Genomic DNA, 23,127 nt, shown 5'->3' with positions numbered 1-23,127 from the left:
GAGGGGTCCGATCTGCTGATCGTCGCCCCCGACGGGCCGGATGCGTCCGCTCCGTCACCGACCGCGGTCTCCGGTTACGGCTACCGCCATCGGTCACCGGCGTCGCCTCGGATGTCGAGGCTCAGCCGAAGCAGTTGTCCACCGTCGCCTTGCCTGCGCAGTTGTCAGGCCGGTTCCGGCTGATCACGGTGTCGCTGTCCACCGTGACCTCGGCGTACTCGGCGAAGAGCCCGCCGCCCTTCTTGGTGGCGTCGTTCTCCACGATCTTGCTCTTCTTCAGGTCGAGCGAGCCGCCCTCGACCGCGATGCCGCCACCGACCGAGCGTTCCCCGACGGCGCTGTTCTGGCTGACCTCGGTGGTCCGCACGATCACCTCGGACTTCTCGGCGAAGATGCCACCGCCGTCGCCCCGAGTGGTGTTCTTGATGACCTTGCTGTGGTCCACCGTGAGCAGACCCTTGATGGTGGCGATGCCGCCGCCGTCCCTGGTGCCGAGGTTCTTGCTGACGTGCACCCCCCGGACCGTGAGGGTGGCGTCCTTGTTGAAGAGCCCGCCGCCGATCTTGGCCGTGTTGCCGTTGACCTCGCCATCCGAGACCTTCGTCCGGGCCGAGACGCTGGCGATGCCGCCGCCCTCGGCCGCGTTGTTGTGCTCGAAGGCGCTCTTGGTGATGTCGGCCGCGCCCTGGTAGTTGGCGAGCCCGCCACCGGCACCGCTGGCGCTGTTGCCCAGGAACTCGGACTTCTCGACGGTGAGGACACCACCGTTGAGCAGGCCGCCACCCTTGCCGGCGGCGCTGTTGTCCTCGAACCTGCTCTCGCTGACCGCCAGGTGGCCGTCGTTGAAGATCGCCCCGCCGCCGCCGCTCTTTCCGAGGGCGGTGCTGTCCGAGATCGTGACGCGCTTGACGGTGGCGGTGGCGCCGTGGTCGATCGAGATCGCGCCGCCGGTGCCCGCCCGGCCGTTCTCCAGGAAGAGCTCGCTCAACTCCAACTCGCCACCGTCCCGGACGGTGAAGAAGCGGAAGTCGCCGGCGTAGGTGTTCCGGGTGATGGTCGCACCCTGACCCAGGATCTTGATCGGTGCCTTGATCACGGGCAGCCCGGAGTCGTCGCTCGTGCTGTCAACGGCCTTCTTGCCCTTGCCGTCGTGCTTCTGGCCGCTGTCGCCGGAGGCGGTGAGCGTATAGGTGCACTTTGGCGCGAGCTTCAGGCTGGCGCCACCCTCGGCATTGGCGTGCACCAGCGCGGCGATGAGCTCGTCGGGGTCGCACGGTACGGACGTGACTTCCTCGTCCGCCGGCTTCTCCGAACCGCAGCCCTCCCGGCCGTTCTCCGAGCCCCCGTGCCAGCGGGAGCTGTCGGAGCCGGGCTTCTCCTCCCCGGACGAGCCGTTCTGGCTACCGGCCTGGGAGCCCCCGTGCCAGCCGGACCCGTTGGACTCCTTGGCGTCCGTGGACTCCTCGGCGCCGCTCGACTCCTTGGCGTCCTTGGACTCCTTGGCGTCCTTGGACTCCTTGGCATCCTTCGACTCCTCCGGCTTGGCCTTCGGGTCCTTGGTCGCGGTCGGTCCGGCCTTGGGGTCCTTGGTCGCGGTCGGTCCGGCCTTGGGGTCCTTGGTCGCGGTCGGTCCGGCCTTCGGGTCCTTGGTCGCGGTCGGTCCGGCCTTCGGGTCCTTGGTCGCGGTCGGTCCGGCCTTCGGGTCCTTGGTCGCGGTCGGTCCGGCCTTCGGGTCCTTGGTTGCCGTCGGTCCGGCCTTCGGGTCCTTCGACTCCTCGGGCTTCGGCTTTCCCGCCGACTCCTCGGGCTTCGGCTTCCCCGCCCACTCCTCGGGCTTCGGCTTCCCCGCCCACTCCTCGGGCTTCGGCTTCCCCGCCGACTCCTCGCCCTCCTGGGCCTGGCCCTGCCAGCCGCCGCCGGGTTCGCAGGACTCCTGCCAGCTGCCGCCGCCCCAGGGGTTCCCGCCGTTCGAACCCTCGGCAGCGGCCGCATCGCCGTTCGGCTTGGCGCCGTCGTGCTTGCCTGGGTCCTTACCATCGCCATCCTTGCCGTTGTCGGCGGCGATGACGGACAACTGCCGCAGGTCCACGTCTGCCAGGCTCTTGTCTCCGGCCGTCGTGGCCACCCCGGTGAGACCGGCCGCGCCGGCTACCAGGCTGCCAGCGACGAGACCGCCGGCTAAGAACCAGCGGGACCGCCGCCTTTTCGGCCGCGTTGTCGGCTGAGCGCGATCCACGTGGTTCCCTTGGAATTCGGACATCAAGCTCCCTGCCTTTCGAATGCAAGACACGGCCGCACCAACTGGGGCGCGGAGGGCCACAATTACGGTGTAGCCACATAACGTCACCGTACGGCGACCTTCCGTGCATCGCGGGCGCATATGAAGAAAACCCACGAAGAAGTGGAATTAGGGCTTGAGTGCGCTCGAAAAGTACTAAGCAGAGCGACGCTACCCAGATGGAAGCATTCAGATTTCGGGCAGACAAAAGCAGATAGCCGGTTTCATGCGCTTACTGGGCGTTACCTCGGGAGGGCGTCGAAAAAGCCAGAGACAGGCAGAGTCAGCCGCAATTCGTACATCGGACGCAGTTGACGCATCAGGGCAGTGCACGCCCGAAGCGGGCGGTACCGGGTCAGGTTCCAACGGATGGCGCCCCGGTCGGATTGCGGGCCGAGATGCTGGCCGTCGCAGCCGTCCTCCGACTGGGCGACCGCGTAAGCGAGCCTTCGAGCGGCGGGGCAACTCGCCACCGGTCGCGGGCGCGTCGGCGAGCAGGTTCGCGCGACTGGACGATTGGTCGTACTCTCCGGCCGTGACCGACGGGGAGTACGACTACCGCCGACCGGCCGACCACCAGCCGCCGACGCCCGGCCACCGGCCCGCGCCGCCCGACTACCCGCCGCCCGGCGCCCGGCCAACCGACGCCGCGCCCATCGGTGCCGTGCCGGTCGACGCCCGGCCGGTCGACGCTCTGCCGGTCGACGCTCTGCCGGTGGAGGCGGTGCCGGTGGAGGCGGTGCCATCTGCCTGGCAACCGCCACCCGCCGACCACCCGCTGCCGACCGGCACCTACCCGGCCAACTATCCGGGGGCGGGCGGTTACCCACCCCGGGGACCGCTGCCGCCGCGACCCGGGCTGGTGCTGCCGCCCGGGACGATGGCGCCGACGCCTCCCGGGCTGGTGCCGCCACGCCGGCGGCGCCGGTGGCCGCTGTGGGTGGGGTTCGGCACGGTCGTGGCCCTGCTGCTCTGCGCGGCGCCGGTGGCGATCGGAGCGGTCCTCCTCGACCGGGCGCCCGGCCCGGCGGGCGCACCCGGCGGCGTCGGTGCGGCGGCCAGCCCGCAGGCCGGCGACGCACCCTCGGCCACCCGTGACTGGCTCACCGAGCAGATCGCCGGCCTGCTCGACGCCCAGGCAGCGGCCCTGATCGCCGGCGACGAGAACGGCTACCTCGCGGTCGCCGAGCCGGGCTCGCCGGTCGCCCGGCAGCTCCGGCGAGACTTCCGGACGCTCCGGTCCATGCGGGTCAGCAGGTGGCAGCCGATGCTGCGCGGCAAGGTGAGCCAGCTCGACACCGGCGAGTGGCGGGCCAACCTCACCGTCGCGCACTGCTTCGTGTCGCCCGACTGCGAGCCGAACGAGATCACCATGGTCACCCGGTGGAGGGATTCCCCCGGGCAACCACGACTGTCCACCCTCGACGCCGACGATGCCGGCGGGCCCGGCCGGCCGAGGCCCTGGGAGAGCGACGAACTCGTCGCCTCGATCGGCGAGCGGACCCTGGTCGCCGCGCCTCGGGCATTCCGCGACCGGCTGCCCGACCTGCTCCGGGAGGGCGAACGGGCTGCCCGGGTCGCCGACCGGTACGCCGTGGACGGCTCACCGCCGGAGCGCTACCTGATTTTCTACGCCGGCCCGAACGAGTGGAGCCGCTGGTACGGCGGCAACCGGGCGGAGTGGACCGCCGGTTACGCCGTCTCGGTCGGGGGCGACCAGTACGACCTGGTGCTCAACTCCAAGGCGGTGGTGCCCGGGCAGTATGCCGACCTGATGCGGCACGAGCTGACCCACGCCTCCTCGCTGGCCGGCGCCGGTCGGATCGACGACGACGCCTGGTGGCTGGTGGAGGGCCTGGCGGAGCAGGCTGCCGCCGGTGGCCGGGCGCCGAGCCGGTACGACAGCCTGGAGGACGTCGACCGGCTGATCGACTCCGGCTGGAGCGGCGAGCTCGCCGACGTCGCTCCCGGCGACCGATCCGAGGACTGGTACGTCGCCGGCAGCTACGGCATCGGCTACCTCGCCGTCCGGCACCTCGTCGACCGCTTCGGCGAGCAGGACGTGCTGACCTTCTTCAAGCTGGTGGTGCACGACGGGCTTTCGGAGGAGGACGCCTCCCGGGAGGCGTTCGGTGCCGAGTGGTCGACGCTGCACGACGAGTGCGTGAAATACGTCAAGCGGACCGCCTCCTGACCCGTCCGGTCGACGGAACTCGATTCCTCGACGGGATCCGGTGCAGCTCAGTGCAGCTCGCCAACCCCCGCGCGTCCTGCCGGACGGGGCGGGTGGCACCTCGTACGATGGGCGGCGTGCGTCGTGCCTCTCCGCCGCGCCTGTCCGCAGCACCGCGGCCCCGTCGCTCCGCCTTCTCCGCCACCCTCGTCACCGTGACCGTCCTGTTCGGCCTCTCCGCCGCCTCCTGCGAGCCGGACGACCAGGTCGGGCTGGCCGACGTCGCACGAGCCGACGTCGCCGAGCTGGTCGACGCGCCGGCCAGCGTGACGACCCGGGCCGCGGCGACGCTGAGCGCCCCCGCCGACGGCACCCTGGCCGAGCTGCGGGTCCGGCCGGGCACCCTGGTCGAGCCGGGTCGGGTGCTCGCCGTCATCGACTCGCCCTCGGCGCGGGATCGCCTGGCCAAGGCCCGCCGGGCCCTGGACGCGGCCCGCGACGCGGGGCGGGGGGTCGGTGGTGGTGCCGACCTGACCCGGCTGCGGCGTGGCACCGACCGGGCGGCGGCCGAGGCGTTCCGCGCCGCCAGGGACGCCGCCGGCAAGCTCACCGACCCGCGGCAGCGGGCCGCGCTGCTGGCGCAGGTCCGGGTCGCGGAGCGGCAGTACGAGGCGGCGGCCGAGACCGCGAGCGAGGCCGCCCGCGCCGTCCAGCGCGGCGTCGCCGGCCTCAACTCGGCGGTACGGGCACTCTCCGCCGCCCAGCGCCTCCAGGCCGAGCAGGCGTACGACCTGGCCAAGGCGACCGTCGACGCGCTCGTGCTGCGGGCGCCGATCGGCGGGGTGGTGCAGCTCGGCGGTCCCGCCTCGCCGGCCGGGGCCGGTTCCGCCGAGGCGCTGGCCGGGCTGCTGGGCGTCACCGGCGGGCTCGGTGGGCTCGCCGCGTCGGCCGGGGTCGACCCGGCCGGGCTGGCCGGCACCGGCAACCCGACGGTCCCGGTGGCCGGCGTCGACGGTGCCGTGCCGGTGGGTGGCCGGGTCGGCGCGGGCACCCCGGTGCTGACCGTGGTCGACCTCGCCGACCTGGGGCTGGTCGCCGACGTGGACGAGACCGACGTGCTGCTGGTCACCGAGGGGGTGCCGGCGAGCGTGGAGCTGGACGCCGCCACCGGCGCGGAGTATCCGGCCCGGGTCCGCTCGGTCGACGTGCTGCCGACCGCTTCGGCGCGGGGTGGCGTCTCCTACCGGGTGCGGCTCTCCCTCGGCTCCGGCCGGTACGCCGACGGCCGGGCCGCCCCGGCGCCCCGCCCCGGGATGAGCGCCGTGGTCCGGCTGCGGGTACGAGAGGCGGCCGGTGCGGTGACCGTGCCGGCGGCCGCACTGCACACGGCGCAGGGGCGGGACGCGGTCTGGGTGGTCCGGGACGGGATCGCCGAGCGAGTGCCGGTGACGGTCGGCGTGCAGGGGCAGGATCTGGTGCAGATCGTCAGCGGGGTGGAGCCCGGCCAGCAGGTCGTGGTCAGCGGCGGTGACCAGGTGCGCTCCGGCGAGCGGTTGCGGTGACCCGCCGACCGGACGAGCCGCCAGGTGAGCCGGTCCAGGCGTCGGCCGCCCAGGCGTCGGCCGCCCAGGCGTCGGCCGCCCAGGCGTCGGCCGCCCAGGCGTCGGCCGCCCAGGCGTCGGCCGCCCAGGCGTCGGCCGCCCAGGCGTCGGCCGCCCAGGCGTCGGCAGGTCCTGCGGGACGGCGGGCGGAGCGGTCCGGGGTGGCGATCGAGGCAGTCGACCTGGTCCGGACGTACGGCCTGGGCGGGGCGTCGGTGACCGCGCTGCGCGGCGTCTCGCTGGCCATCGGTGCCGGTGACTACGTGGCGGTCGTCGGGCCGTCCGGATCGGGCAAGTCGACGCTGATGCACCTGCTCGGCGGCCTGGACCGGCCCACCGCCGGCCGGCTGGTGATCGGCGGTCGGGACGTGGCCGCGCTGGACGCGGCCGAGCTGGCCAGGTTGCGCAACGAGACCATCGGCTTCGTGTTCCAGTCCTTCCACCTGCTGCCCCGCACCTCCGCGGTCGACAACGTGGCGCTGCCGTTGGTCTACCGGGGGATCGGCGGCCGACGGCGGCGGGACCTGGCGGCGGCGATGCTGGGTCGGGTGGGCCTCGGGCACCGGCTGGACCACAGGCCCAACCAGCTCTCCGGCGGTGAACAGCAGCGGGTGGCGATCGCCCGGGCCCTGGTCACCGAGCCGGTGCTGCTCCTCGCCGACGAGCCGACCGGCAACCTCGACAGCGCCACCGGCGAGTCCGTGCTGACCCTGCTGGAGGAGTTGAACGCCGACTCCGGGGTGGCGTTGGTGCTGGTCACCCACGACCAGGAGGTGGCGGCGCGGGCGCACCGGCAGATCGTCATGCGGGACGGGAGGATCGTGACCCCGGCGGCCGCGCCCGGGGCGCGGCGGCGGCCTGAGATAGTAGACCCCGCTCCCAGCGCGGAGCCCCGACGAGCGTCCGGAAGCGACTCGGGGCACCCGTCCGGTGGCTCCGGTGGCGCCGCCGGAGCCACCGGACGCCGCGGAGGCTCCGGTGACGGCTCCGCGAGCGTCTCGGGGAGCGGGTCGTGAGGCTCGCCGAGGCATGGCGGGTCGCGCTCGACGCCCTGGCGGCGAACCGGCTGCGCAGCATGCTCACCATGCTCGGCGTGGTGATCGGGGTGGCCGCCGTGGTGGTGCTGGTCGCCATCGGCAGCGGCGCCAAGCGCGAGGTCGAGCAGCAGGTCGAGGGGCTGGGGTCGAACCTGCTCGTCGTGGTGCCCGGCCGGCTCGACTTCGGCGCGGCACCGGCGGTCTCCCGGCTCTCCCTCGCCGACGTGGAGGCGGTGAACCGGATCGTCGGCGACCCGCGCCGGGTCGCGGTCACGGTCACCTCCGGCGAGACGGTACGCGCCGGCAACCGCTCGGCCTTCACCACCGTGCAGGGCGTGCTGGAGACCACCCCGGAGGTCTTCGTCCGGGACCTCGCGCGGGGCAGCTACCTGACTTCGTCCGATGTGGACACCAGTCGCCGGGTGGCGGTGCTCGGCGCCACCGTCGCCCGTACGCTCTTCGGCGACCGGGAGCCGGTCGGCCAGCAGGTCGCGATCGCCGGCGTACGGTTCCGGGTCGTCGGGGTCTTCGCACCGCTCGGCCAGAGCCTCGGGGTGGACCGGGACGGCGAGGTGCACATCCCGGTGACCGCCGCGCACCGGCTCTACGGCACCCAGCGGATCGACGGGATCGCCATCAAGGCGCCGGACCGGGACGAGATCGACGACCTCGGCGCCCGGGTCGTCGCCGAGCTGTCCCGGCGGCACCCGGAGACCGAGTTCAGCGCGGTGACCCAGGAGCAGATTCTCGGCGTACTCGGGGACATCCTCGGGGTGCTGACCGGGGTGCTCGCCGCGATCGCCGGGATCTCGCTGCTGGTCGGCGGCGTCGGGGTGTCCAACATCATGCTGGTCTCGGTGCGCGAGCGGACCCGGGAGATCGGGCTGCGCAAGGCGGTCGGTGCCCGGCCCCGGGACATCGGGATCCAGTTCCTGCTGGAGGCGGTGCTGCTGACCGCGCTCGGCGGGGTGCTGGGGATGGGGCTCGGGATCGGCGCCGCACTGCTGGTCGCCGCGCTCTCCCCGGTGCCGGCGGTCGTCACCTGGTGGTCGCTGGCGCTGTCGTTCGGGGTCTCGGCGGCGGTCGGAATCGTCTTCGGGGTGGTCCCGGCGCAGCGGGCCGGGCGACTGGACCCGGTGGTGGCGCTGCGCGCCGAATGACGGGCGCACGGGTCCCGTTGCCGACGGGCGCACGGAATCACCCCGGATGGGTGAAGGCTGCCGTTTCCCATCCGTGAACCGGTGCGCCAAGGATGATCAAATGCCCGAAGGGATCGCGCCGGTCACAGCCGCCCCGTTACCGTACTGGTAACACGCGCGTAGCCTGCGGCGCGGAAGGATCCCGCCGGGTGGCACGCGCCGGGGAATGGGATGGGTTGGTGAGCCATGGCAGGATCACCACAGTCGGACGGCCGGATGCCGGAGGTCAGGTTCCTGACCGTCGCCGAGGTGGCGACGCTCATGCGGGTCTCGAAGATGACGGTCTATCGGCTGGTGCACTCCGGCGAGCTGACCGCCGTAAGGGTCGGCCGCTCGTTCCGGGTGCCGGAGCACGCCGTGCACGAGTACCTGCGCGGTGCCTTTCAGGAGACGGCCTGACGGCTGATCCGCGACGTCGGGACGGCCGGCGGAGCGCTTCGGGCGCTTCGTCGCGGGGGCGCTTTGGCCCGGCCGACGGCCGAGGGATAGTCTGGACCGCGACCGTGGCCACGTGCCGACATGGGCGAGAGCCCGTCGTGCCGCCCCGGTCCGTTGTCCAGCTCGGTAGCCGGCTTCACCTCCGGGTGGTGTCGGCCCGACCAGCACGTCGCATCAGAAGGGCTGTCGTATGGGCTCGGTGGTCAAGAAGCGCCGCAAGCGCATGGCCAAGAAGAAGCACCGCAAGCTGCTGCGCAAGACGCGCGTCCAGCGTCGCCGTCTCGGCAAGTGACCCCGGCCGGGCGCCTGCCCGGCCGGCGGTGAGCCGGTCAGCTGTCGACCTTCGGAGGCCCACGTGACCACGTCACGGCGGTCCGGGCCCGGCCCGGGTCGTCCCGTGCGGAGCGCGAGGTGACCCCCGGTAGCACCCCGGGTGCGCCGGGGGTCGTCGTGGTGACCGGGGTGAGCCGATTCCTCGGCGCCCACGTCGCGGCGCGGCTCGTCGCCGACGACCGGATAGCCCGCGTCATCGGCCTCGACGTGCACGAACCGGCGGCCGAGATCGCCGGCCTGCTCGACGGTGTGGAGCGGGTCCGGGCCGACGCCGGGTCGGTGAGCACCATCATCGACGATCTCGGTGCCGACGCCGTCGTGCACCTGGCGCTGGTCAGCGCCGCCGATCCGCAGCACGGCGGCCGGGCGGCGATGAAGGAACAGAACGTCATCGGCACGATGCAGTTGCTCGCCGCCGCGCAGCGGGCGCCCCGGTTGCGCAAGCTGGTCGTCCGGTCGTCGACCGCCGCGTACGGGGCGTCGTTCCAGGATCCGGCGGTCTTCACCGAGGACACCGAGCCCCGCGCGGTGCCGCGCGGCGGTTTCGCCCGGGACATCCTTGACATCGAGGGGTACGTCCGCGGCTTCCGGCGCCGCCGCCCCGACGTCACCGCCACCGTGCTGCGCTTCGCGCCTGTCATCGGCTCGATGGCGAACACCACCCTGACCCGCTATTTCGCCCAGCCCGTGGTGCCGACCGTGCTCGGGCGCGACCCGCGGCTCCAGTTCGTGCACTTCGACGACGTGCTGGAGGTGCTGCACCGGTCGGTGGTGGCGGAGCATCCCGGCACCTTCAACGTCGCCGGTCCCGGGGTGCTGGCCCTCTCCCAGGCGATCCGTCGGGCCGGCCGGATCGCCGTACCGGTGGCGGAGCCCGGTCTCTCCGGCGCCGCCGGGCTCGCCCGGGTGCTGGGCTTCGGGCGCTACGGACTGGATCAGGTCGACCTCTTCGTGCACGGCCGCGTTGTCGACACCACCAGCCTGACCAGGGAGTACGGTTTCACCCCGCGCTCCACCGCCGCCGCCTTCGACGAGTTCATCGCCAGCCATCGGGACGGCGCGGTCCTCGGCCCGGAGCAGCTCCGGCGCGCCGAGCAGGCAATTCTGGACGGCATCCGGCAGACCCGCGCCACCATCCGGGAGCGGATCGGCCAGCTCGCCGCGATCGACGGCGCGCCGGCCAACCCCGCTGGCGGCGACTTCGGCAACCCCTCGGGCGGTGGCTCGACCGACCGCTCCGGCGATGGCGCGGTCACCCCCTCGGGCGGCCGGTCGGGCAGCGGCGATGTGCCGGCGAAGCGGGGCCGGCGATGAACGCCGAGGTCAGCGCCAACGGAAGCGGAAACGTCGACGGCAACGGGAACGGCGTGGCCGCCGGCCGGCGGTACGGCGTACCGCCGGAGGAGGGGGTCGCCGAGCTGGGCGGTGCGACGCGGCGCAACGGGCACGTGCCCGGACCGGTCGACCCGGCGGTGGCCGACCGGCCGGGTGACGTCTGGGACCGGCGGGTCGCCGCCGGGCTGGCCTTCCTGCGCCGGCGCCTCTCCGGCCAGTACGAGGTCGACGAGTTCGGCTTCGACCCCGAGTTGACCGACCAGGTCTTCCATCCGGTGCTCCGCCGGCTCTACCGCGACTGGTTCCGCACCGAGGTCTTCGGCGTGCACCACCTGCCGGTGCACGGTGCCGGGCTGGTGGTGGGCAACCACTCCGGCACGGTGGCGATGGACGCGCTGGTGCTGTCGGCGGTGCTGCACGACCAGCACCCCGAGCACCGCTACCTGCGGCTGCTCGGTGCGGACCTGGTCTTCCGGATGCCGGTCGTCTCCGAGCTGGTCCGCAAGACCGGCGGCACGGTCGCCTGCACCCCGGACGCCGAGCGCCTGCTCGCCGGGGGTGAACTGGTCGGCGTCTTCCCCGAGGGCTTCAAGGGCATCGGCAAGCTCTACGCCGACCGCTACAAGCTGCAACGGTTCGGCCGGGGCGGCTTCGTCTCCGCTGCGCTCCGCACCGGCACGCCGATCATCCCGGTGGCGATCGTCGGTGCCGAGGAGTCGTATCCAATGCTCGCCGACATCAAGCCGCTGGCCCGGCTGCTGAAGCTGCCGTACTTTCCGGTGACGCCGACCTTTCCCTGGCTCGGCCCGCTCGGCGCGGTGCCGCTGCCCAGTAAATGGCTGATCGAATTCTGCCCGCCGATTCCCACCGACCACATGGTCGACTCCGCCGACGATCCGCTGGTCGTCTTCAACCTCGCCGACCAGGTACGCGAGACCATCCAGCACACCCTGCACCAGTTGCTGGAGCGGCGCCCCGACCCGTTCGGCCCCTGACCGGTCGGCGTCGGCCGTCGCCCGGTCGGCGTCGGTGCTCAGCGGGCGCGACGGCGACGCATCGCCAGGCCGGCTGTGATCGCTCCGGCCGCCAGCCCGGCGGCGACGGTCGACGGCACGGCGATCCGGGCCGCCTTCCGGCCGGTCCGGAAGTCGAACACCGACCAGCCGTGGGTCCGGGCGTGCCGCAGCAGCGTGCCGTCCGGGTTGATCGCCACCGCCCGACCGACGGCGGAGAGCATCGGCAGGTCGTTGGCGGAGTCGCTGTACGCGGCGCAGCGGTCGAGTTCCAGCCCCTCCACAGTGGCGAGCTGGACCACCGCGTCCGCCTTGGCGGGCCCGTGCATCAGGTCGCCGACCAGCCGGCCGGTGTACGCGCCGTCACGGATCTCGGCGACCGTGCCGATCGCCCCGGTCAGCCCGAGCCGGGCCGCGATGATCCGGCCGATCTCCACCGGGGCCGCGGTGACCAGCCAGACCCGCTGGCCGGCGTCGAGGTGCTGCTGGGCCAGGGCCCGGGTGCCGGTCCAGATCCGGGGCGCCATCAGCTCGTCGAAGATCTCCTCGGTGAGGCGTTCGACGTCCTCGACCCGCCACCCCGCGACGAAGGCCAGCGCCGCCTCCTTGACCCGGGACATGCTCCCGACGTGTTCGACGGCGAGCACCCGGAACCGGAGCTGCTGCCAGGCGAACCGGGCCAGGTCGCCCGTGGTGAGGTAGTTGCGCGCCGCCAGGCCGCGGGCGAACCAGTAGATGGAGGCGCCCTGCATCATCGTGTTGTCCACGTCGAAGAAGGCGGCGGCGCGGGGGTCGGTCCGGGCCGGGTCCGCCGGGGCGGCCTGTGCCCCGGCATCCGCCCACCCCGCGGTGTGACCGCGGTCGTCGGTGCTGACCGTCACCTTGCGGGACCAGGCCACGCGGAAACCTCCTCGCTGGGCGTACAGAGCGAGGGTAGCCGGATCGGCCGGGGTGCAGCCGTGCTCTGGGCCCGAGAGCCGCCCGTCCGAGCGCCTCCTGCCGAGGTCAGCCCGTGGTCCGATGCACCGGTTCGGCGGTGGTCCGCCCGTCGCGTACCGGCGGCGGCTGTTCCTGGCTCGGCGTGGGATCGGGCAGCCGGGGCGCCGAGGTCCGCTCCGGGTCGCGGGGCGGCTCCGCCGGGGTACGGGTGCCGCCGTCGTCCTCGGCCGACGGGGACGAGTCCGGCAGGGTGCCGGCGGGTCCGCGTCTGGTCGGGCAGGCCTGGGGGAGCGGCCCGATGGAGTCGTGCCGGCCGGTCGCGCCGGCGCCGCAGGCGAGCGCGTCCCGGAGTTCGTCGGAGCGGGTCTGCACGGCGTCGAGCAGCACCAGCGAGGCGTTGGCCCGGCTGCGGGTGGCCCGGGTGGTGTCCTCGAAGAGTCGGACGAGCTGGGGTCGCTGCTGGCGGAGGAAACTGTCCACGGCGTCGAGCGCGGCCGGATCCTGGCGCTGCACCGCCGCGCTGGTCAGCAGCTTGATGCCCTGCCGGGTGTCGTCGTCCATGTCCTTGAGGACGTCGGAGAAGTCGTAGCTCTGGCCGCCGACCGCGACCGCCTCGGCGAGTCGGGTCCGGGCGAAGTCGAGGAAGAGCTGACCACGGCTGAGGTCGGAGCTGGCCAGGGCGAGCTGGGCCCGCTCGGTGTGCCGCTTCATGCCGTAGAGGGCGTCGCCGGGCACGGCGTTCTCGCTGGCGGCGGACATCCCGGAGACCGCGATCGCGCCGGCGGCGACCCCGATGACGACGGCGCCCCGGGCACGAGCCCGGGTCCGCGCACCCCGGAAGGCCGGCTGACCGACCCGGCGACCGGCGGGTTGAGCGCCGCCGTCGACGATTGCATCGTCGGCGGCGGTCGTCCCGATCCCCTCCCGTTCGGCGGTGGCGACCAGCATGGCGCGCAGGCCGGCGCGGAAGTCGGGGTCGACCTCGGCACCGGTCTGGGCTTCCGGGCTCGACGGGATGTCCCGGAGCCGTTGCCCGAGCGCCAAGGGCTCCGCGAGGTCGCTGTCGACCCGGGACCGGATGTGGTGGCGACGGCCGCCGGTGGCCTCGTCGAGTAGTTGCGCGAAGCGCTCGGCGCGCTGGCGGTCGAAGGGCTTCCAACTCACCGCCGACACCTCCTTCGCTGGTCGCGACGCTGCGGTCGGCGTCGTCGTCTCGCCGTCCGGGTACGACGGTGGCTGACTTCAGGACCAGGCGCGGGCAGGAGTGCCCACGGTCGGATCCGCTCTCCGACCTGCCGGCCGGCCGGTTGTCGGGCCAACCACTGGTCGCACCCGGACAAACGGTCGGCGGGGCCCGCGGGTTACGGGCCGCTGCCGGCAAATATTACGAAGAGTGAGCGGAGTCACGGAGGCGTGGCGATGCCCGGAGCGACGCCTCACGGCTGGAATCCGTCGGGTAGCAACCGGGCCAGCGCCCGCACCGCGCGGTACTGCAGAGCCTTGATCGCGCCCTCGTTCTTTCCCATCGCCTGGGCCGTCTCGGCGACCGAGAAACCCTGTAGGAAGCGGAGAACGATGCATTCCTGCTGCTCCGGGTTGAGCTGCTTGACGGCGGTCAGCAACGCGACATTCGTGATGTGCTCGACGACCGCCGCCTCCGGGCTCCCCTCCGGCCCGCGATCCTCGCGGTCCGCATCCAATACGTCACCCGTAGTAACTTCGAGGCGGTAGCGGCCGGACTTGAAGTGGTCCGCGACCAGGTTCCGGGCGATCGTCACCAGCCAGGCACCGAGGTCGCGGCCCTGCCAGGTGAAGCTGCCGATCCGCTTCAGGGCGCGCAGGAAGGTGTCCGAGGTCAGGTCTTCGGCGAGCTGCCGGTTGCCGACCCGGAAGTAGACGAACCGGAACACCGTGTCGACGTACCGGTCGTAGATGAGGCCGAACGCCTCCGCCTCGCCGGCCTGGGCCCGCTCGACCAGCGCCCACACCTCGCGGCCCGGGTCGGAGGGACCCGGTCGGGCCGGGAAGCCGGTCGGGGAACCTCCGCCGGAGCGGGACTCCTCGGCGACCGGTACGACCGGGAGGATCGCGGTCTCGCTCTCGGCCATGTCCGGCCGGGGACCGGTCTCGGCGGGTAACGAGCCGGAACCCGGCTGTGCCGGCATGGCCGGTCGGGTCGGGCTGGCCACCCGCCCGCCGACCGGTCGGGCGTTTCCACCGGGCGTGCTGTGCCGGGTCGGCGTCTCGTTCGGGTGCGGCCGGTTCCGGATCCGCTTCGAGCCGCCGTCGTCCCGGACCGCCAGGCTCAACATGTCGTCCATGGAGACGCGAAGCCGGTCCAGGCCCGCGGTGAGGGCGAGCCGGCTGTTGCGGAGCTTGCCGCCGGTCGTACCGTCGATCCCGCCGGCTGCCCGGTGGACGTATCCGTAGGCGCTCACCGCGGGGTCTCCGTCCCCGATGGCGGGATCCGCGGACCCGGTTCGTTCCTCACGCTCACTGGACCTCCCCCGGCCGGCCGAGGTCGCGGGACGGGTTGCCGGGACCCGCCCGCGATGGTGGCCGTGCCCGCGCCGGAGGCGGCGCGATCCGGCACGGTGGTTCCGGGGTGCGCCGGATGACGGCACACGCCCCACAGCTGCTGATGCAGTGCTTTCACAGGCACGGCGGCCTCCTCGGGCTGAGGGGTGTCGACTCACGGCAAAAGGGGTGAGCCGACCCGAGTGATGATAGGGCCAACGTCACCCATGTGCGGCAAGTCCGTTACACAGAGCCAAAGTATTTCCGGATGCCACCCGAACGGGGCGGACAAGCTGTCCGTTGTCGGATGCCTGACACTTAATCGGCAAGGGCCCTGAGCAGGGAAAACGTGGGGACACGCCAATGCGCGACAGGCCTTGGGCGTGCCGCTTCAGACATGTTAGAAGGAGAGAACCGTCCGGGACGTCAATATCCGAAACCCGTTACGGTCTCGTCGGACGGTACCCCGGGTCCACCGCAAAGTCGAGGGAAGTTCCACGGTCGGGGATGCGTCAGCCCGACCCGGAGAAGGCGTCCGGACCGGTCCGGAAATGGCCGGTCGGGCGCCCGGCGAAACGCTGGACGGCACGAGTACGCGCCCGGCCCGGCCCTGTGCCAGACTCAGCGACCGTGCAGGATGGACCGGACAGCCCCGTCGAGCCACCCGCGGTCACCCTGGCCGACCGGGTACGCCTGGCCGCCACCAGCCGGCCCGACCACCCCGCGCTGCTCTGGCCGGACGGCGCGCTGAGCTGGGCCGAACTGGACGGTGCGGTGGACCGGGCCGCCGCCGCGCTCCGCGCCCGGTTCCCCGGCCCGACCGGCGCGCCGGGCCGGGTGGCGATCGCACTGGCCAACTCCGCCGAGTTCGCGGTGGCGTTCTTCGGCACCCAGCGGGCCGGACTGGTCGCCGTGCCGGTCAACCCGGCGCTGACCGGACCGGAACTGCGGCACATCCTGGCCGACTCGGCGGCCACGGTGCTCATCTGTACCGAGCAGGTCCGGGCGGCCGTCGAGGAGGTGCGCGTCGGCCTGCCCGCACTGGCCGAACTGCACACCGGCCTGCCGGACCCGCCGACCCTGCCGGACCCGCCGGCACCGGTGCCCGGTCCGATCGGGACCGATCCGGAGGCGGTGGCGGTGCTGCTCTACACCTCCGGCACCACCGGCGAACCGAAGGGCGCGATGCTCTCCCACCGGGCCCTGCTCGCCAACCACGAGCAGGTCGCCAGGATCGAGCCGCCGGTGGTCGGCCCCGACGACCGGGTGCTGCTCGCCCTACCGCTCTTCCACGCGTACGGGTTGAACGCCGGGCTGGGCGCGGTGGCGTACCACGGCGCGTGCGGGGTTCTCGTCGAGCGGTTCGACGCGGCAGCCGTGCTGGAGACGATCGCCCGGCACCGGGTGAGCGTGCTGGTCGGCGTACCGTCGATGTTTCTCGGTTGGACGATGTTGCCGGAGGCGCCGGCGGCGGCCGGGGTGCCTGCCGGTCCGGCGCTGCGCGCCGCGATGGCCTCGGTACGGGTCGCCATCTGCGGCGCCGCCCCGCTGGCAGTCGGCGGTGCGACCCGGTTCGCCGAGGCGACCGGCCGGCGGATCCAGGTCGGCTACGGCCTGACCGAGACCGCTCCGGTGCTGACCACGACGCTCTCCGGTCCGGTGGCGAAGCCGAACTCGATCGGCCGGCCCATCCCCGGCGTCGAACTGCGGCTCGTCGCCGCCGACGGCGAGGAGTTGTGGCGGGACGGCTCCGTCACCGGCCCGGACGAGGCCGAGGAGGACGCCGACGAGCCCGGCCTGGAGTTCTCCTCGCCCGGCACCGACCCCGGCCAGATCGTCGTCCGGGGCGCGAACCTCTTCTCCGGATACTGGCCGGACGGGCGTGGCGGCCCGGACCCGGAGGGCTGGTGGCGGACCGGTGACGTGGCGTACGCCGACGAGGGTGGCGATCTCTTCCTGGTGGACCGGCTCGACGAGTTGATCCTGGTCAACGGCTTCAACGTCTATCCGCAGGAGGTCGAGCGGGTGCTCGGCGCGCATCCGGAGGTGCTCGAGTCGGTGGTGGTCGGCGTACCGCATCCGGTGGCCGGCGAGGCGGTCGCCGCGTACGTCGTACGGGCCCCGCGGAGCACGGTCTCGGCCGAGGAGCTGGCCGGGCACTGCGCCCGCAGCCTGGCCCGGTTCAAGTGCCCGAGCAGGATAGAGTTCGTCGAGTCCCTGCCGCTCTCGGCGATCGGCCGGGTACGCAGATCGGTGGTCCGGCTTCGCGGCGACCAGGCTGCCCCGGGGCGCGATCAGCCACGAGTCGTGAGGGGGCCCGAGTGACGGCGGTCGAGCCACGGTTGACCTTGATCACCCGGCCCGGATGCCATCTCTGTGAGGTGGCCCGGGAGGCGATCGGCCGGGTGGCGGCGGTCACCGGTGACCGGTGGACCGAGGTGGACGTCACCGGCGATCTGGAGCTGGAGCGGGACTACGGCGACCGGCTGCCCGTGGTGCTGCTCGACGGCCGCGAGCACGGCTACTGGCGGGTCGAGGAGGAGCGGCTGCTCCGGGACCTGACCGCGCCGCGCGGCTGACCGCGTATCGTGCTCGGATGCGCGAGCACCTCGTCTGGGACTGGAACGGGACCCTGCTCGACGACCTGACCCTGGTCGTCGCCGCCACCAACGTCGCCCTGGCCGGTGCCGGCGGGCCTGCGGTGACCGCCGAGGAGCACCGTACGCAGTTCCGTCGGCCGATCGCCGACTACTACGCCGAGGTGCTGGGCCGGGTGGTGGATGTCGAGGAGTTCGGCCGGCTGGACCAGCTCTTCCACGAGGCGTACCGGGTCGGGCTGGCCAGTTGCGAGCTGGCCGCCGACGCCACCGTCGCGATCTCCTCCTGGACCGGCACCCAGTCGCTGCTGTCGATGTGGTTCCACGACGAACTGGTGCCGGCGGTCGACCGGTACGGGCTGACCGCCAGCTTCGGCCGGATCGACGGGCTCCGTGGCACCGTCGGCGGCGAGCGGAAGGCCGCGCACCTGGCCCGGCATCTGGCGGCGGCGGGGGTCACCGGGGAGTCCACCGTGCTGATCGGCGACTCGGTCGACGACGCCGAGGCGGCCGACTCGGTAGGCGCCCGCTGTGTCCTCTACACCGGCGGTTTCACCGATGCGGCCCGGCTGCGCGTCGGTGGCTGGCCGGTTGCCGACTCGCTCACCGAGGCCGTCGCCCTCGCCGCCAAGCTCGACTGACCTGCTCCCGCGCAGTCGACTCCGGTGCAGTCGACTCCGGTGCAGTCGACTCCGGTGCAGTCGACTCCGGTGCAGTCGACTCCGGTGCAGTCGACTCCGGAAGCGGCCGGGTCAGCCGCGCAGGTAGGCCAGGACGGCGAGCACGCGCCGGTGCTGCTCCTCGTCCGGCGGCAGCTGAAGCTTCGTGAAGATGTTCCGGACGTGCTTCTCGACCGCACCGTCGCTGACCACCAGGGTCCGGGCGATGGCGGTGTTCGACCGCCCCTCGGCCATCAGCCCGAGCACCTCCCGCTCGCGCGGGGTCAGCTCCCGCAGCGGGTCGTCGCGGCGGCGACGGACCAGCAGTTGGCCGACCACCTCCGGATCGAGCACGGTGCCGCCGGCGGCGACCCGGCGTACGGCGTCGAGGAACTCGTCGATCGCCGCCACCCGGTCCTTGAGGAGATAGCCGATGCCGCCCCCGGCGGCGCCGCCGCTCGGCTTGACCGTGGCGAGCAGGTCGTCGGCGTACGACACCTCGACGTACTGGGAGAGCACCAGGATCGGGGTGCGGGGCACCCGCCGCCGGGCCTCCACCGCCGCCCGCAGCCCCTCGTCGGTGTGCGAGGGCGGCATCCGGACATCCACGATCGAGACGTCGGGGCGGTGCGTGACGATGGCCTCGACCAGCGTCTCGCCGTCACCGACCGCGGCCACCACCTCGTGGCCCTGCTCGCTCAGGAGGCGGACCAGGCCCTCCCGGAGCAGCACCGCGTCGTCGGCGATCACTACGCGCATGACGTTGTCTACCACTGCCGCTCCCTCCGGCGACCGCCCGGTGCCGGGTCCGCCCGCCGTGGCGGTGCCGGGTCCGCCCGCCGTGGCGGGTCGGCCTGCCGCGTCGGGGTTGCTCAGCACGGCAACTCGGCGCGGATCTCGGTCGGCCCGCCGGGCGGGCTGAGCACGGTGAAGGTGCCGTCGTTGGCGCGTACCCGGTCGGCGAGCCCGGTCAGGCCGTGCCCCTTGGAGAGGTGCGCGCCGCCCTCGCCGTCGTCGATCACCACGATCCGCAGGGCCCGTTCCTCCCGGGTCACCGTCAACCAGCACTCGGTGGCCCGGCTGTGCTTGGCGACGTTGGTGAGCGCCTCGGCCACCACGAAGTACGCGGTGGACTCGATCGCCGGGTCGGGGCGCCCCTCACGGGTGCCGAGCCGGGGGTCGACGGCGAGTTCGACCGGGATCAGTCCGCGACCGGCGAGCGCCGCCAGCGCGCTGGGCAGGCCACGGTCGACCAGGATCGGCGGGGCGATGCCCCTGGAGAGCGCGCGCAGCTCGGCGAGGGTGTCCCGGGTCTGGGCGAGGGCCTCGCCGAGGGTCTGTCGGGCGGCGGCCGGGTCGGAGTCGAGCTGCTGCTGTGCCCGGCTCAGGTCCATGGCCAGCCGGACCAGCCGCTGCTGCGGCCCGTCGTGGATGTCCCGTTCCAGCCGCCGTAGCGCGGTGGCCTCCGCGGAGACGGCGGCCCGCTTCTGCTCCTCCAGCACGGTGATCCGGTTGCGCATCTCCGCCACGCCGGTGAGCAGGGCACGGGAGAGCCCGGCCTGCATCAGGGCGCAGCCGCGGACCACCACCGGAAGGGTGATCAGGAAGAAGACCCCGCAGGCGGTGTAGAGGCCGATCCGGGCACCGGCGGTGTCGCCGACCCCGAGCAGTTCGGGCAGGCCCTGGTCCTCGGAGCCGTACGGGATCGTCCAGTCGTACGCCCAGTAGAGCGAGCCGCCGAGGGCGCCGGCCCACCAGATTGTGGTGATCACGAAGGTGCCGGTGGCGACCACCAGCCGGACCCAGCCGTGGGCGAGGTCGAGCCAGGACTGGGGGTCGGCGATCGGGGTGAGGATCCGCCGCCAGGCACCGGCCCCGGGCTGCGGGGTGCGGTAGTTCGGGCGTACCCGGGGCTGCCGGAGCACCGACGGGATCTGCAGCCGCTCGATGTCGGCGAAGCCGCGGGCGGCGTAGAGGGTGCCGGCCAGGATCGGCAGCCCGGTCACCGTCACCGCGAGCCCGGCGCTGAGCGCGACTCCGGTGACCAGCACGACGAAGCTCGCCAGCGCGAGGGGGAAGCCGACGAGGACGTAACCGGAGTCGATGGCGAGCTGCCGGAGCATGCTGCGGCCGGCGCCGGGCTCGGCGTCGGCGGCCAGGCCGGTGGCGGTGGTCGTGGTCATGTTCTCGACGCTAGGCATCGGCGCGGTCGGTCCCCATCCCATCGGCTGGCCTCTTCACGGTAGGGCTGTCCCCACCCGGTCCGGAATCCGCGCCCGTGGCGCTCGCCTGGGTGACAGGGGACGATATCCGGTGTCCGGGAATCCGGTACGTCCCGGGAGATTGTCGCCGAATGCAATGGTGGAGTGGAGTAAATCCATGGGCGGATCGCGATTGCCGCGACGCCCCGAAAGTACAGGCCAGGCGGCCGGCGCGGTGGTGGCGAGTTGGTCAGATAAGTCGGACTTAGGTAATAATCGCCGTGACGGCTCCGGTTGGGTCGCTCAACTGATCTTGTATGTGGAGGCCCAGGTGTGGCGTTATCGCGGTCTGTCAAGATCGCGATTTGTGCGTGTCTTCACAAGCGCCTACTCTGGCAGTCGGACGAGCCCTGCTAGCACAGCCGGTCACCACGGTCGCGAGCGGGTGCCCCGAGGTGACCCGCCGCGCCGGCTGGTCCAGGATCGCATGGCACGGAGTCGCATGAGTCAGCACCGCCCGATAGGCACGCCCGGCCGCGCCGGTGCCGTGCCGGCGCTTCCGGATCTCCCCGAGGCGACGGTCGCCAGACTCCCCGAATACCTCCGTGCCCTGCACAATCTCGCCGAAACCGGCAACGACACGGTCTCCAGCGAGGAGCTGGCGGCGGCCGCCGGGGTCAACTCGGCGAAGCTCCGCAAGGATCTCTCCCAACTCGGCTCGTACGGCACCCGTGGCGTCGGCTACGACGTCGCCCTCCTGGTCGACCAGATCGAGTTCGTGCTCGGGCTCACCCAGTGTCGGGCGGTCGCCCTGGTCGGTGTGGGTAATCTCGGTCACGCGCTCGCCGGGTACGCGGGCTTCGCCGGCCGGGGCTTCCGGATCGCCGCGCTCTTCGACGCGGATCCGGCACGGCTCGGCGAGGAGATCAACGGGCTGGTCGTCCGGCACATCGACGAGCTGCCGCAGGTGGCCGCCGAGGAGGGCATCTCGATCGGCGTGATCGCCACTCCGGCCGGCGCCGCGCAGACCGTCACCGACCAGCTCGTCGCCGCTGGGGTGACCAGCATCCTCAACTTCGCGCCCTGCGTGCTGACGGTGCCGGACGGGGTCGACGTCCGCAAGGTCGACCTCGCCATCGAGCTCCAGATCCTCTCCTTCCACGAGCACCGCAAGGCGGCGCTGACCGGGCTGCCAGCCCGGGCCGGCTCCGGGCTCACCCCGCCGGGCGCCGCGCGGGGCGCGGCGAACGGCGCCACCCACGGTGGCTCCGGAGCGGCAGGGCTGACGGCGCTGCCGGGTGGGCTCGCCGCCACCGGCACCACCGAGGCAACGCCCACCGGGGCACTCCGGTCGACGAACGCGGAGGCGATCGGCTCATGAACCTGCTCGTCGTCGGTGCGTCGCACCGCACTGCGCCGGTCGCCATCCTGGAGCGGCTGGCCGTCTCCGGCAGCGAGCTGCCGGAGACGATCGCCAAGCTGCTCGCCCAGCCCTACGTCGGCGAGGCGGTCGTCGTCTCGACCTGCAACCGGGTCGAGGTCTACGCCGCCGTCACCGGCTTCCACGGTGGGCTGGGAGACATCTGCGCGGTGCTGGCCGGACGCGCCGGTGCCGCCCCGACCGAGCTCGCCAACCACCTCTACGTGCACTACGACGGGGCGGCGGTCCAGCACGCCTTCCGGGTCGCCGCCGGGCTCGACTCCATGGTGGTCGGCGAGGCGCAGATCCTCGGCCAGCTCCGCGACGCCTACCACGCGGCGGGTGAGGCCGACGCGCCCGGCCGGCTGCTGCACGAGCTGATGCAGCAGGCGCTCAGGGTGGGCAAGCGGGCACACGCCGAGACCGACATCGACCGGGCCGGGCAGAGCGTGGTCAGCGCCGCGCTCGACCTGGCCGCCGGGCACCTCGGCGGCCAGGTCGAGGGTCGTCCGGCGCTGGTGGTCGGGGCCGGCTCGATGGGTGCGTTGGCCGTGGCGACCCTCGGCAAGCGGGGCGCCGGCCCGGTGGGGATCAGCAATCGCGGTCACGACCGCGCGCTCCGGCTGGCCGAGGCGTACGGCGCCACGGCGGTGCCGATCGCCGAGCTTGCCGACGCCCTATCCACAGTGGACATAGTAGTCGCCGCGACAGCGTCGATCGAACCGGTCCTCACCCGGGAAACCGTGGCCGGGGCACTGCGCGCGCGTGGCGCCGACCAGCCCGATCCACTGGTCCTGCTCGACCTCGCCGTACCCCGGGACATCGAGCCGGCGGTCGCCGAGCTGCCCGGCGCGGTGGTGATCGACATCGACGGGCTGGCCGCCGCCCAGCCGGTCGGCCCGGCCGCCGTCGACACCGCGGCCGTGACCCGGATCGTCGACACCGAGGTCGAGGCGTTCCTCACCTGGCTGCGCGGCGCGGACGTCGCGCCGACCGTGGCGGCGCTGCGGGCCCGGGCCGACGAGGTGGTCACCGCCGAGCTGCGCCGACTCGCCCAGCGCCGGCCCGACCTCACCGACGACCAGCGCGCCGAGGTGAGCCACACCCTGCACCGGGTGGTGCAGCGGCTGCTGCACTCGCCGACGGTGCGGGTCCGGCAACTCGCCGCCGAGCCCGGTGGCGACCAGTACACGGCCCTGCTCCGGGAACTCTTCGACCTCGAGGTGCCGGGCACCTCACCGGCGGAGTCCGTGCCAGGGTTGACCGCGACCGAACTGGCCGGGGTACCGGCCGGCAACCGGTTGACCGGCCTGGCCGACCTGCCCGGCTTCGGTGACCGGCCAGCGCTCGGCGGGCGGGGGGAGCACGCCCCCGGCCAGGCCGAGCG

The 23,127-nt window shown here is 73.1% G+C and carries 17 protein-coding genes and 2 pseudogenes; 13 read left to right on the top strand and 6 right to left on the bottom strand.

Annotated elements, in window-relative coordinates; all coding sequences use genetic code 11:
* Positions 1–121: 121 nt before the first annotated feature.
* Complete coding sequence (locus ACN28C_RS02410) at positions 122–2,089, bottom strand: hypothetical protein (RefSeq protein WP_422771981.1); 1,968 nt, start codon at positions 2,087–2,089, stop codon at positions 122–124.
* Between the two features lie 724 nt (positions 2,090–2,813).
* Here ACN28C_RS02410 and ACN28C_RS02405 point away from each other — a divergent pair.
* The 8 genes and pseudogenes from ACN28C_RS02405 to ACN28C_RS02370 all read left to right on the top strand — a co-directional run bounded on the left by ACN28C_RS02405 (position 2,814) and on the right by ACN28C_RS02370 (position 11,389).
* A complete protein-coding gene (locus ACN28C_RS02405) occupies positions 2,814–4,472 on the top strand; it encodes a hypothetical protein (RefSeq protein ID WP_422771980.1) in 1,659 nt (552 codons plus the stop codon).
* Between the two features lie 107 nt (positions 4,473–4,579).
* Positions 4,580–6,013 carry an efflux RND transporter periplasmic adaptor subunit gene (locus tag ACN28C_RS02400; protein WP_422774938.1) on the top strand — a complete coding sequence of 478 codons (1,434 nt, stop codon included), beginning with the start codon at positions 4,580–4,582 and terminating at the stop codon, positions 6,011–6,013.
* A gap of 200 nt (positions 6,014–6,213) precedes the next feature.
* The gene (locus ACN28C_RS02395; RefSeq protein WP_422774937.1) at positions 6,214–7,068 is read left to right on the top strand and encodes an ABC transporter ATP-binding protein; all 855 of its coding nucleotides are present in this window, start codon (positions 6,214–6,216) and stop codon (positions 7,066–7,068) included.
* Positions 7,065–8,249 carry an ABC transporter permease gene (locus ACN28C_RS02390; RefSeq protein ID WP_422771979.1) on the top strand — a complete coding sequence of 395 codons (1,185 nt, stop codon included), beginning with the start codon at positions 7,065–7,067 and terminating at the stop codon, positions 8,247–8,249. The genes ACN28C_RS02395 and ACN28C_RS02390 overlap by 4 nt, the downstream gene beginning before the upstream one ends.
* A gap of 225 nt (positions 8,250–8,474) precedes the next feature.
* Complete coding sequence (locus ACN28C_RS02385) at positions 8,475–8,687, top strand: helix-turn-helix domain-containing protein (protein WP_192766757.1); 213 nt, start codon at positions 8,475–8,477, stop codon at positions 8,685–8,687.
* A gap of 229 nt (positions 8,688–8,916) precedes the next feature.
* On the top strand, positions 8,917–9,018 hold the full coding sequence (locus tag ACN28C_RS02380; protein ID WP_007465623.1) for a 30S ribosomal protein bS22: 102 nt from the start codon (positions 8,917–8,919) through the stop codon (positions 9,016–9,018).
* Positions 9,019–9,137: 119 nt separating this feature from the next.
* Positions 9,138–10,205, top strand: a pseudogene (locus tag ACN28C_RS02375) (NAD-dependent epimerase/dehydratase family protein); the annotation flags it as partial.
* A 164-nt stretch (positions 10,206–10,369) separates the two neighbouring features.
* Positions 10,370–11,389: a lysophospholipid acyltransferase family protein gene (locus ACN28C_RS02370; RefSeq protein WP_422771978.1), complete on the top strand. Its 1,020-nt coding sequence runs from the start codon at positions 10,370–10,372 to the stop codon at positions 11,387–11,389.
* A 38-nt stretch (positions 11,390–11,427) separates the two neighbouring features.
* On the opposite strand, the gene ACN28C_RS02365 is transcribed toward ACN28C_RS02370, so the two are convergent.
* The 3 genes from ACN28C_RS02365 to ACN28C_RS02355 all read right to left on the bottom strand — a co-directional run bounded on the left by ACN28C_RS02365 (position 11,428) and on the right by ACN28C_RS02355 (position 14,784).
* Positions 11,428–12,306 carry an HAD family hydrolase gene (locus tag ACN28C_RS02365; RefSeq protein WP_422771977.1) on the bottom strand — a complete coding sequence of 293 codons (879 nt, stop codon included), beginning with the start codon at positions 12,304–12,306 and terminating at the stop codon, positions 11,428–11,430.
* A 106-nt stretch (positions 12,307–12,412) separates the two neighbouring features.
* On the bottom strand, positions 12,413–13,510 hold the full coding sequence (locus ACN28C_RS02360) for a DUF5667 domain-containing protein (RefSeq protein ID WP_422771976.1): 1,098 nt from the start codon (positions 13,508–13,510) through the stop codon (positions 12,413–12,415).
* A 272-nt stretch (positions 13,511–13,782) separates the two neighbouring features.
* Positions 13,783–14,784: an ECF subfamily RNA polymerase sigma factor, BldN family gene (locus ACN28C_RS02355; protein ID WP_422771975.1), complete on the bottom strand. Its 1,002-nt coding sequence runs from the start codon at positions 14,782–14,784 to the stop codon at positions 13,783–13,785.
* A 709-nt stretch (positions 14,785–15,493) separates the two neighbouring features.
* On the opposite strand from ACN28C_RS02355, the gene ACN28C_RS02350 reads away from it, so the two are divergent.
* Genes ACN28C_RS02350 through ACN28C_RS02340 form a run of 3 tightly spaced genes read left to right on the top strand, consistent with a single transcriptional unit; the run spans position 15,494 to position 18,101 of the window.
* The gene (locus ACN28C_RS02350) at positions 15,494–17,188 is read left to right on the top strand and encodes an AMP-binding protein (protein ID WP_422771974.1); all 1,695 of its coding nucleotides are present in this window, start codon (positions 15,494–15,496) and stop codon (positions 17,186–17,188) included.
* Positions 17,185–17,442: a glutaredoxin family protein gene (locus ACN28C_RS02345; protein ID WP_422771973.1), complete on the top strand. Its 258-nt coding sequence runs from the start codon at positions 17,185–17,187 to the stop codon at positions 17,440–17,442. Before ACN28C_RS02350 ends, ACN28C_RS02345 begins: the two co-directional genes overlap by 4 nt.
* A gap of 17 nt (positions 17,443–17,459) precedes the next feature.
* Positions 17,460–18,101 (top strand): HAD family hydrolase, encoded by a 642-nt coding sequence (locus ACN28C_RS02340; RefSeq protein WP_422771972.1) that lies wholly within the window; start codon positions 17,460–17,462, stop codon positions 18,099–18,101.
* A gap of 111 nt (positions 18,102–18,212) precedes the next feature.
* On the opposite strand, the gene ACN28C_RS02335 is transcribed toward ACN28C_RS02340, so the two are convergent.
* Both ACN28C_RS02335 and ACN28C_RS02330 read right to left on the bottom strand, forming a co-directional pair.
* Entirely contained in the window at positions 18,213–18,878 is a 666-nt protein-coding gene (locus ACN28C_RS02335) for a response regulator (protein WP_422771971.1), read from the bottom strand.
* Positions 18,879–18,991: 113 nt separating this feature from the next.
* Positions 18,992–20,302 carry a sensor histidine kinase gene (locus ACN28C_RS02330; protein ID WP_422771970.1) on the bottom strand — a complete coding sequence of 437 codons (1,311 nt, stop codon included), beginning with the start codon at positions 20,300–20,302 and terminating at the stop codon, positions 18,992–18,994.
* Between the two features lie 520 nt (positions 20,303–20,822).
* Here ACN28C_RS02330 and ACN28C_RS02325 point away from each other — a divergent pair.
* Together ACN28C_RS02325 and ACN28C_RS02320 are read left to right on the top strand one after the other, a co-directional pair.
* Positions 20,823–21,701 (top strand): redox-sensing transcriptional repressor Rex, encoded by an 879-nt coding sequence (locus tag ACN28C_RS02325; RefSeq protein ID WP_422771969.1) that lies wholly within the window; start codon positions 20,823–20,825, stop codon positions 21,699–21,701.
* A pseudogene (locus ACN28C_RS02320) lies at positions 21,698–23,023 on the top strand (glutamyl-tRNA reductase); the annotation flags it as partial. The gene ACN28C_RS02325 and the pseudogene ACN28C_RS02320, both read left to right, overlap by 4 nt.
* Positions 23,024–23,127: the final 104 nt, after the last annotated feature.

This window comes from Plantactinospora sp. WMMC1484 (assembly GCF_049315195.1).
GTDB lineage: Bacteria > Actinomycetota > Actinomycetes > Mycobacteriales > Micromonosporaceae > Plantactinospora.
The sequence above is the reverse complement of the archived record's forward strand: the minus strand, read 5'-3'. Positions and strand labels throughout refer to the sequence as shown.

Coding starts and splice junctions, on each gene's coding strand:
- ACN28C_RS02330 (WP_422771970.1), bottom strand. CDS start 20,302: ATGACCACGACCACCGCCACCGGCCTGGCCGCCGACGCCGAGCCCGGC.
- ACN28C_RS02370 (WP_422771978.1), top strand. CDS start 10,370: ATGAACGCCGAGGTCAGCGCCAACGGAAGCGGAAACGTCGACGGCAAC.
- ACN28C_RS02400 (WP_422774938.1), top strand. CDS start 4,580: ATGGGCGGCGTGCGTCGTGCCTCTCCGCCGCGCCTGTCCGCAGCACCG.
- ACN28C_RS02385 (WP_192766757.1), top strand. CDS start 8,475: ATGGCAGGATCACCACAGTCGGACGGCCGGATGCCGGAGGTCAGGTTC.
- ACN28C_RS02380 (WP_007465623.1), top strand. CDS start 8,917: ATGGGCTCGGTGGTCAAGAAGCGCCGCAAGCGCATGGCCAAGAAGAAG.
- ACN28C_RS02335 (WP_422771971.1), bottom strand. CDS start 18,878: ATGCGCGTAGTGATCGCCGACGACGCGGTGCTGCTCCGGGAGGGCCTG.
- ACN28C_RS02325 (WP_422771969.1), top strand. CDS start 20,823: ATGAGTCAGCACCGCCCGATAGGCACGCCCGGCCGCGCCGGTGCCGTG.
- ACN28C_RS02340 (WP_422771972.1), top strand. CDS start 17,460: ATGCGCGAGCACCTCGTCTGGGACTGGAACGGGACCCTGCTCGACGAC.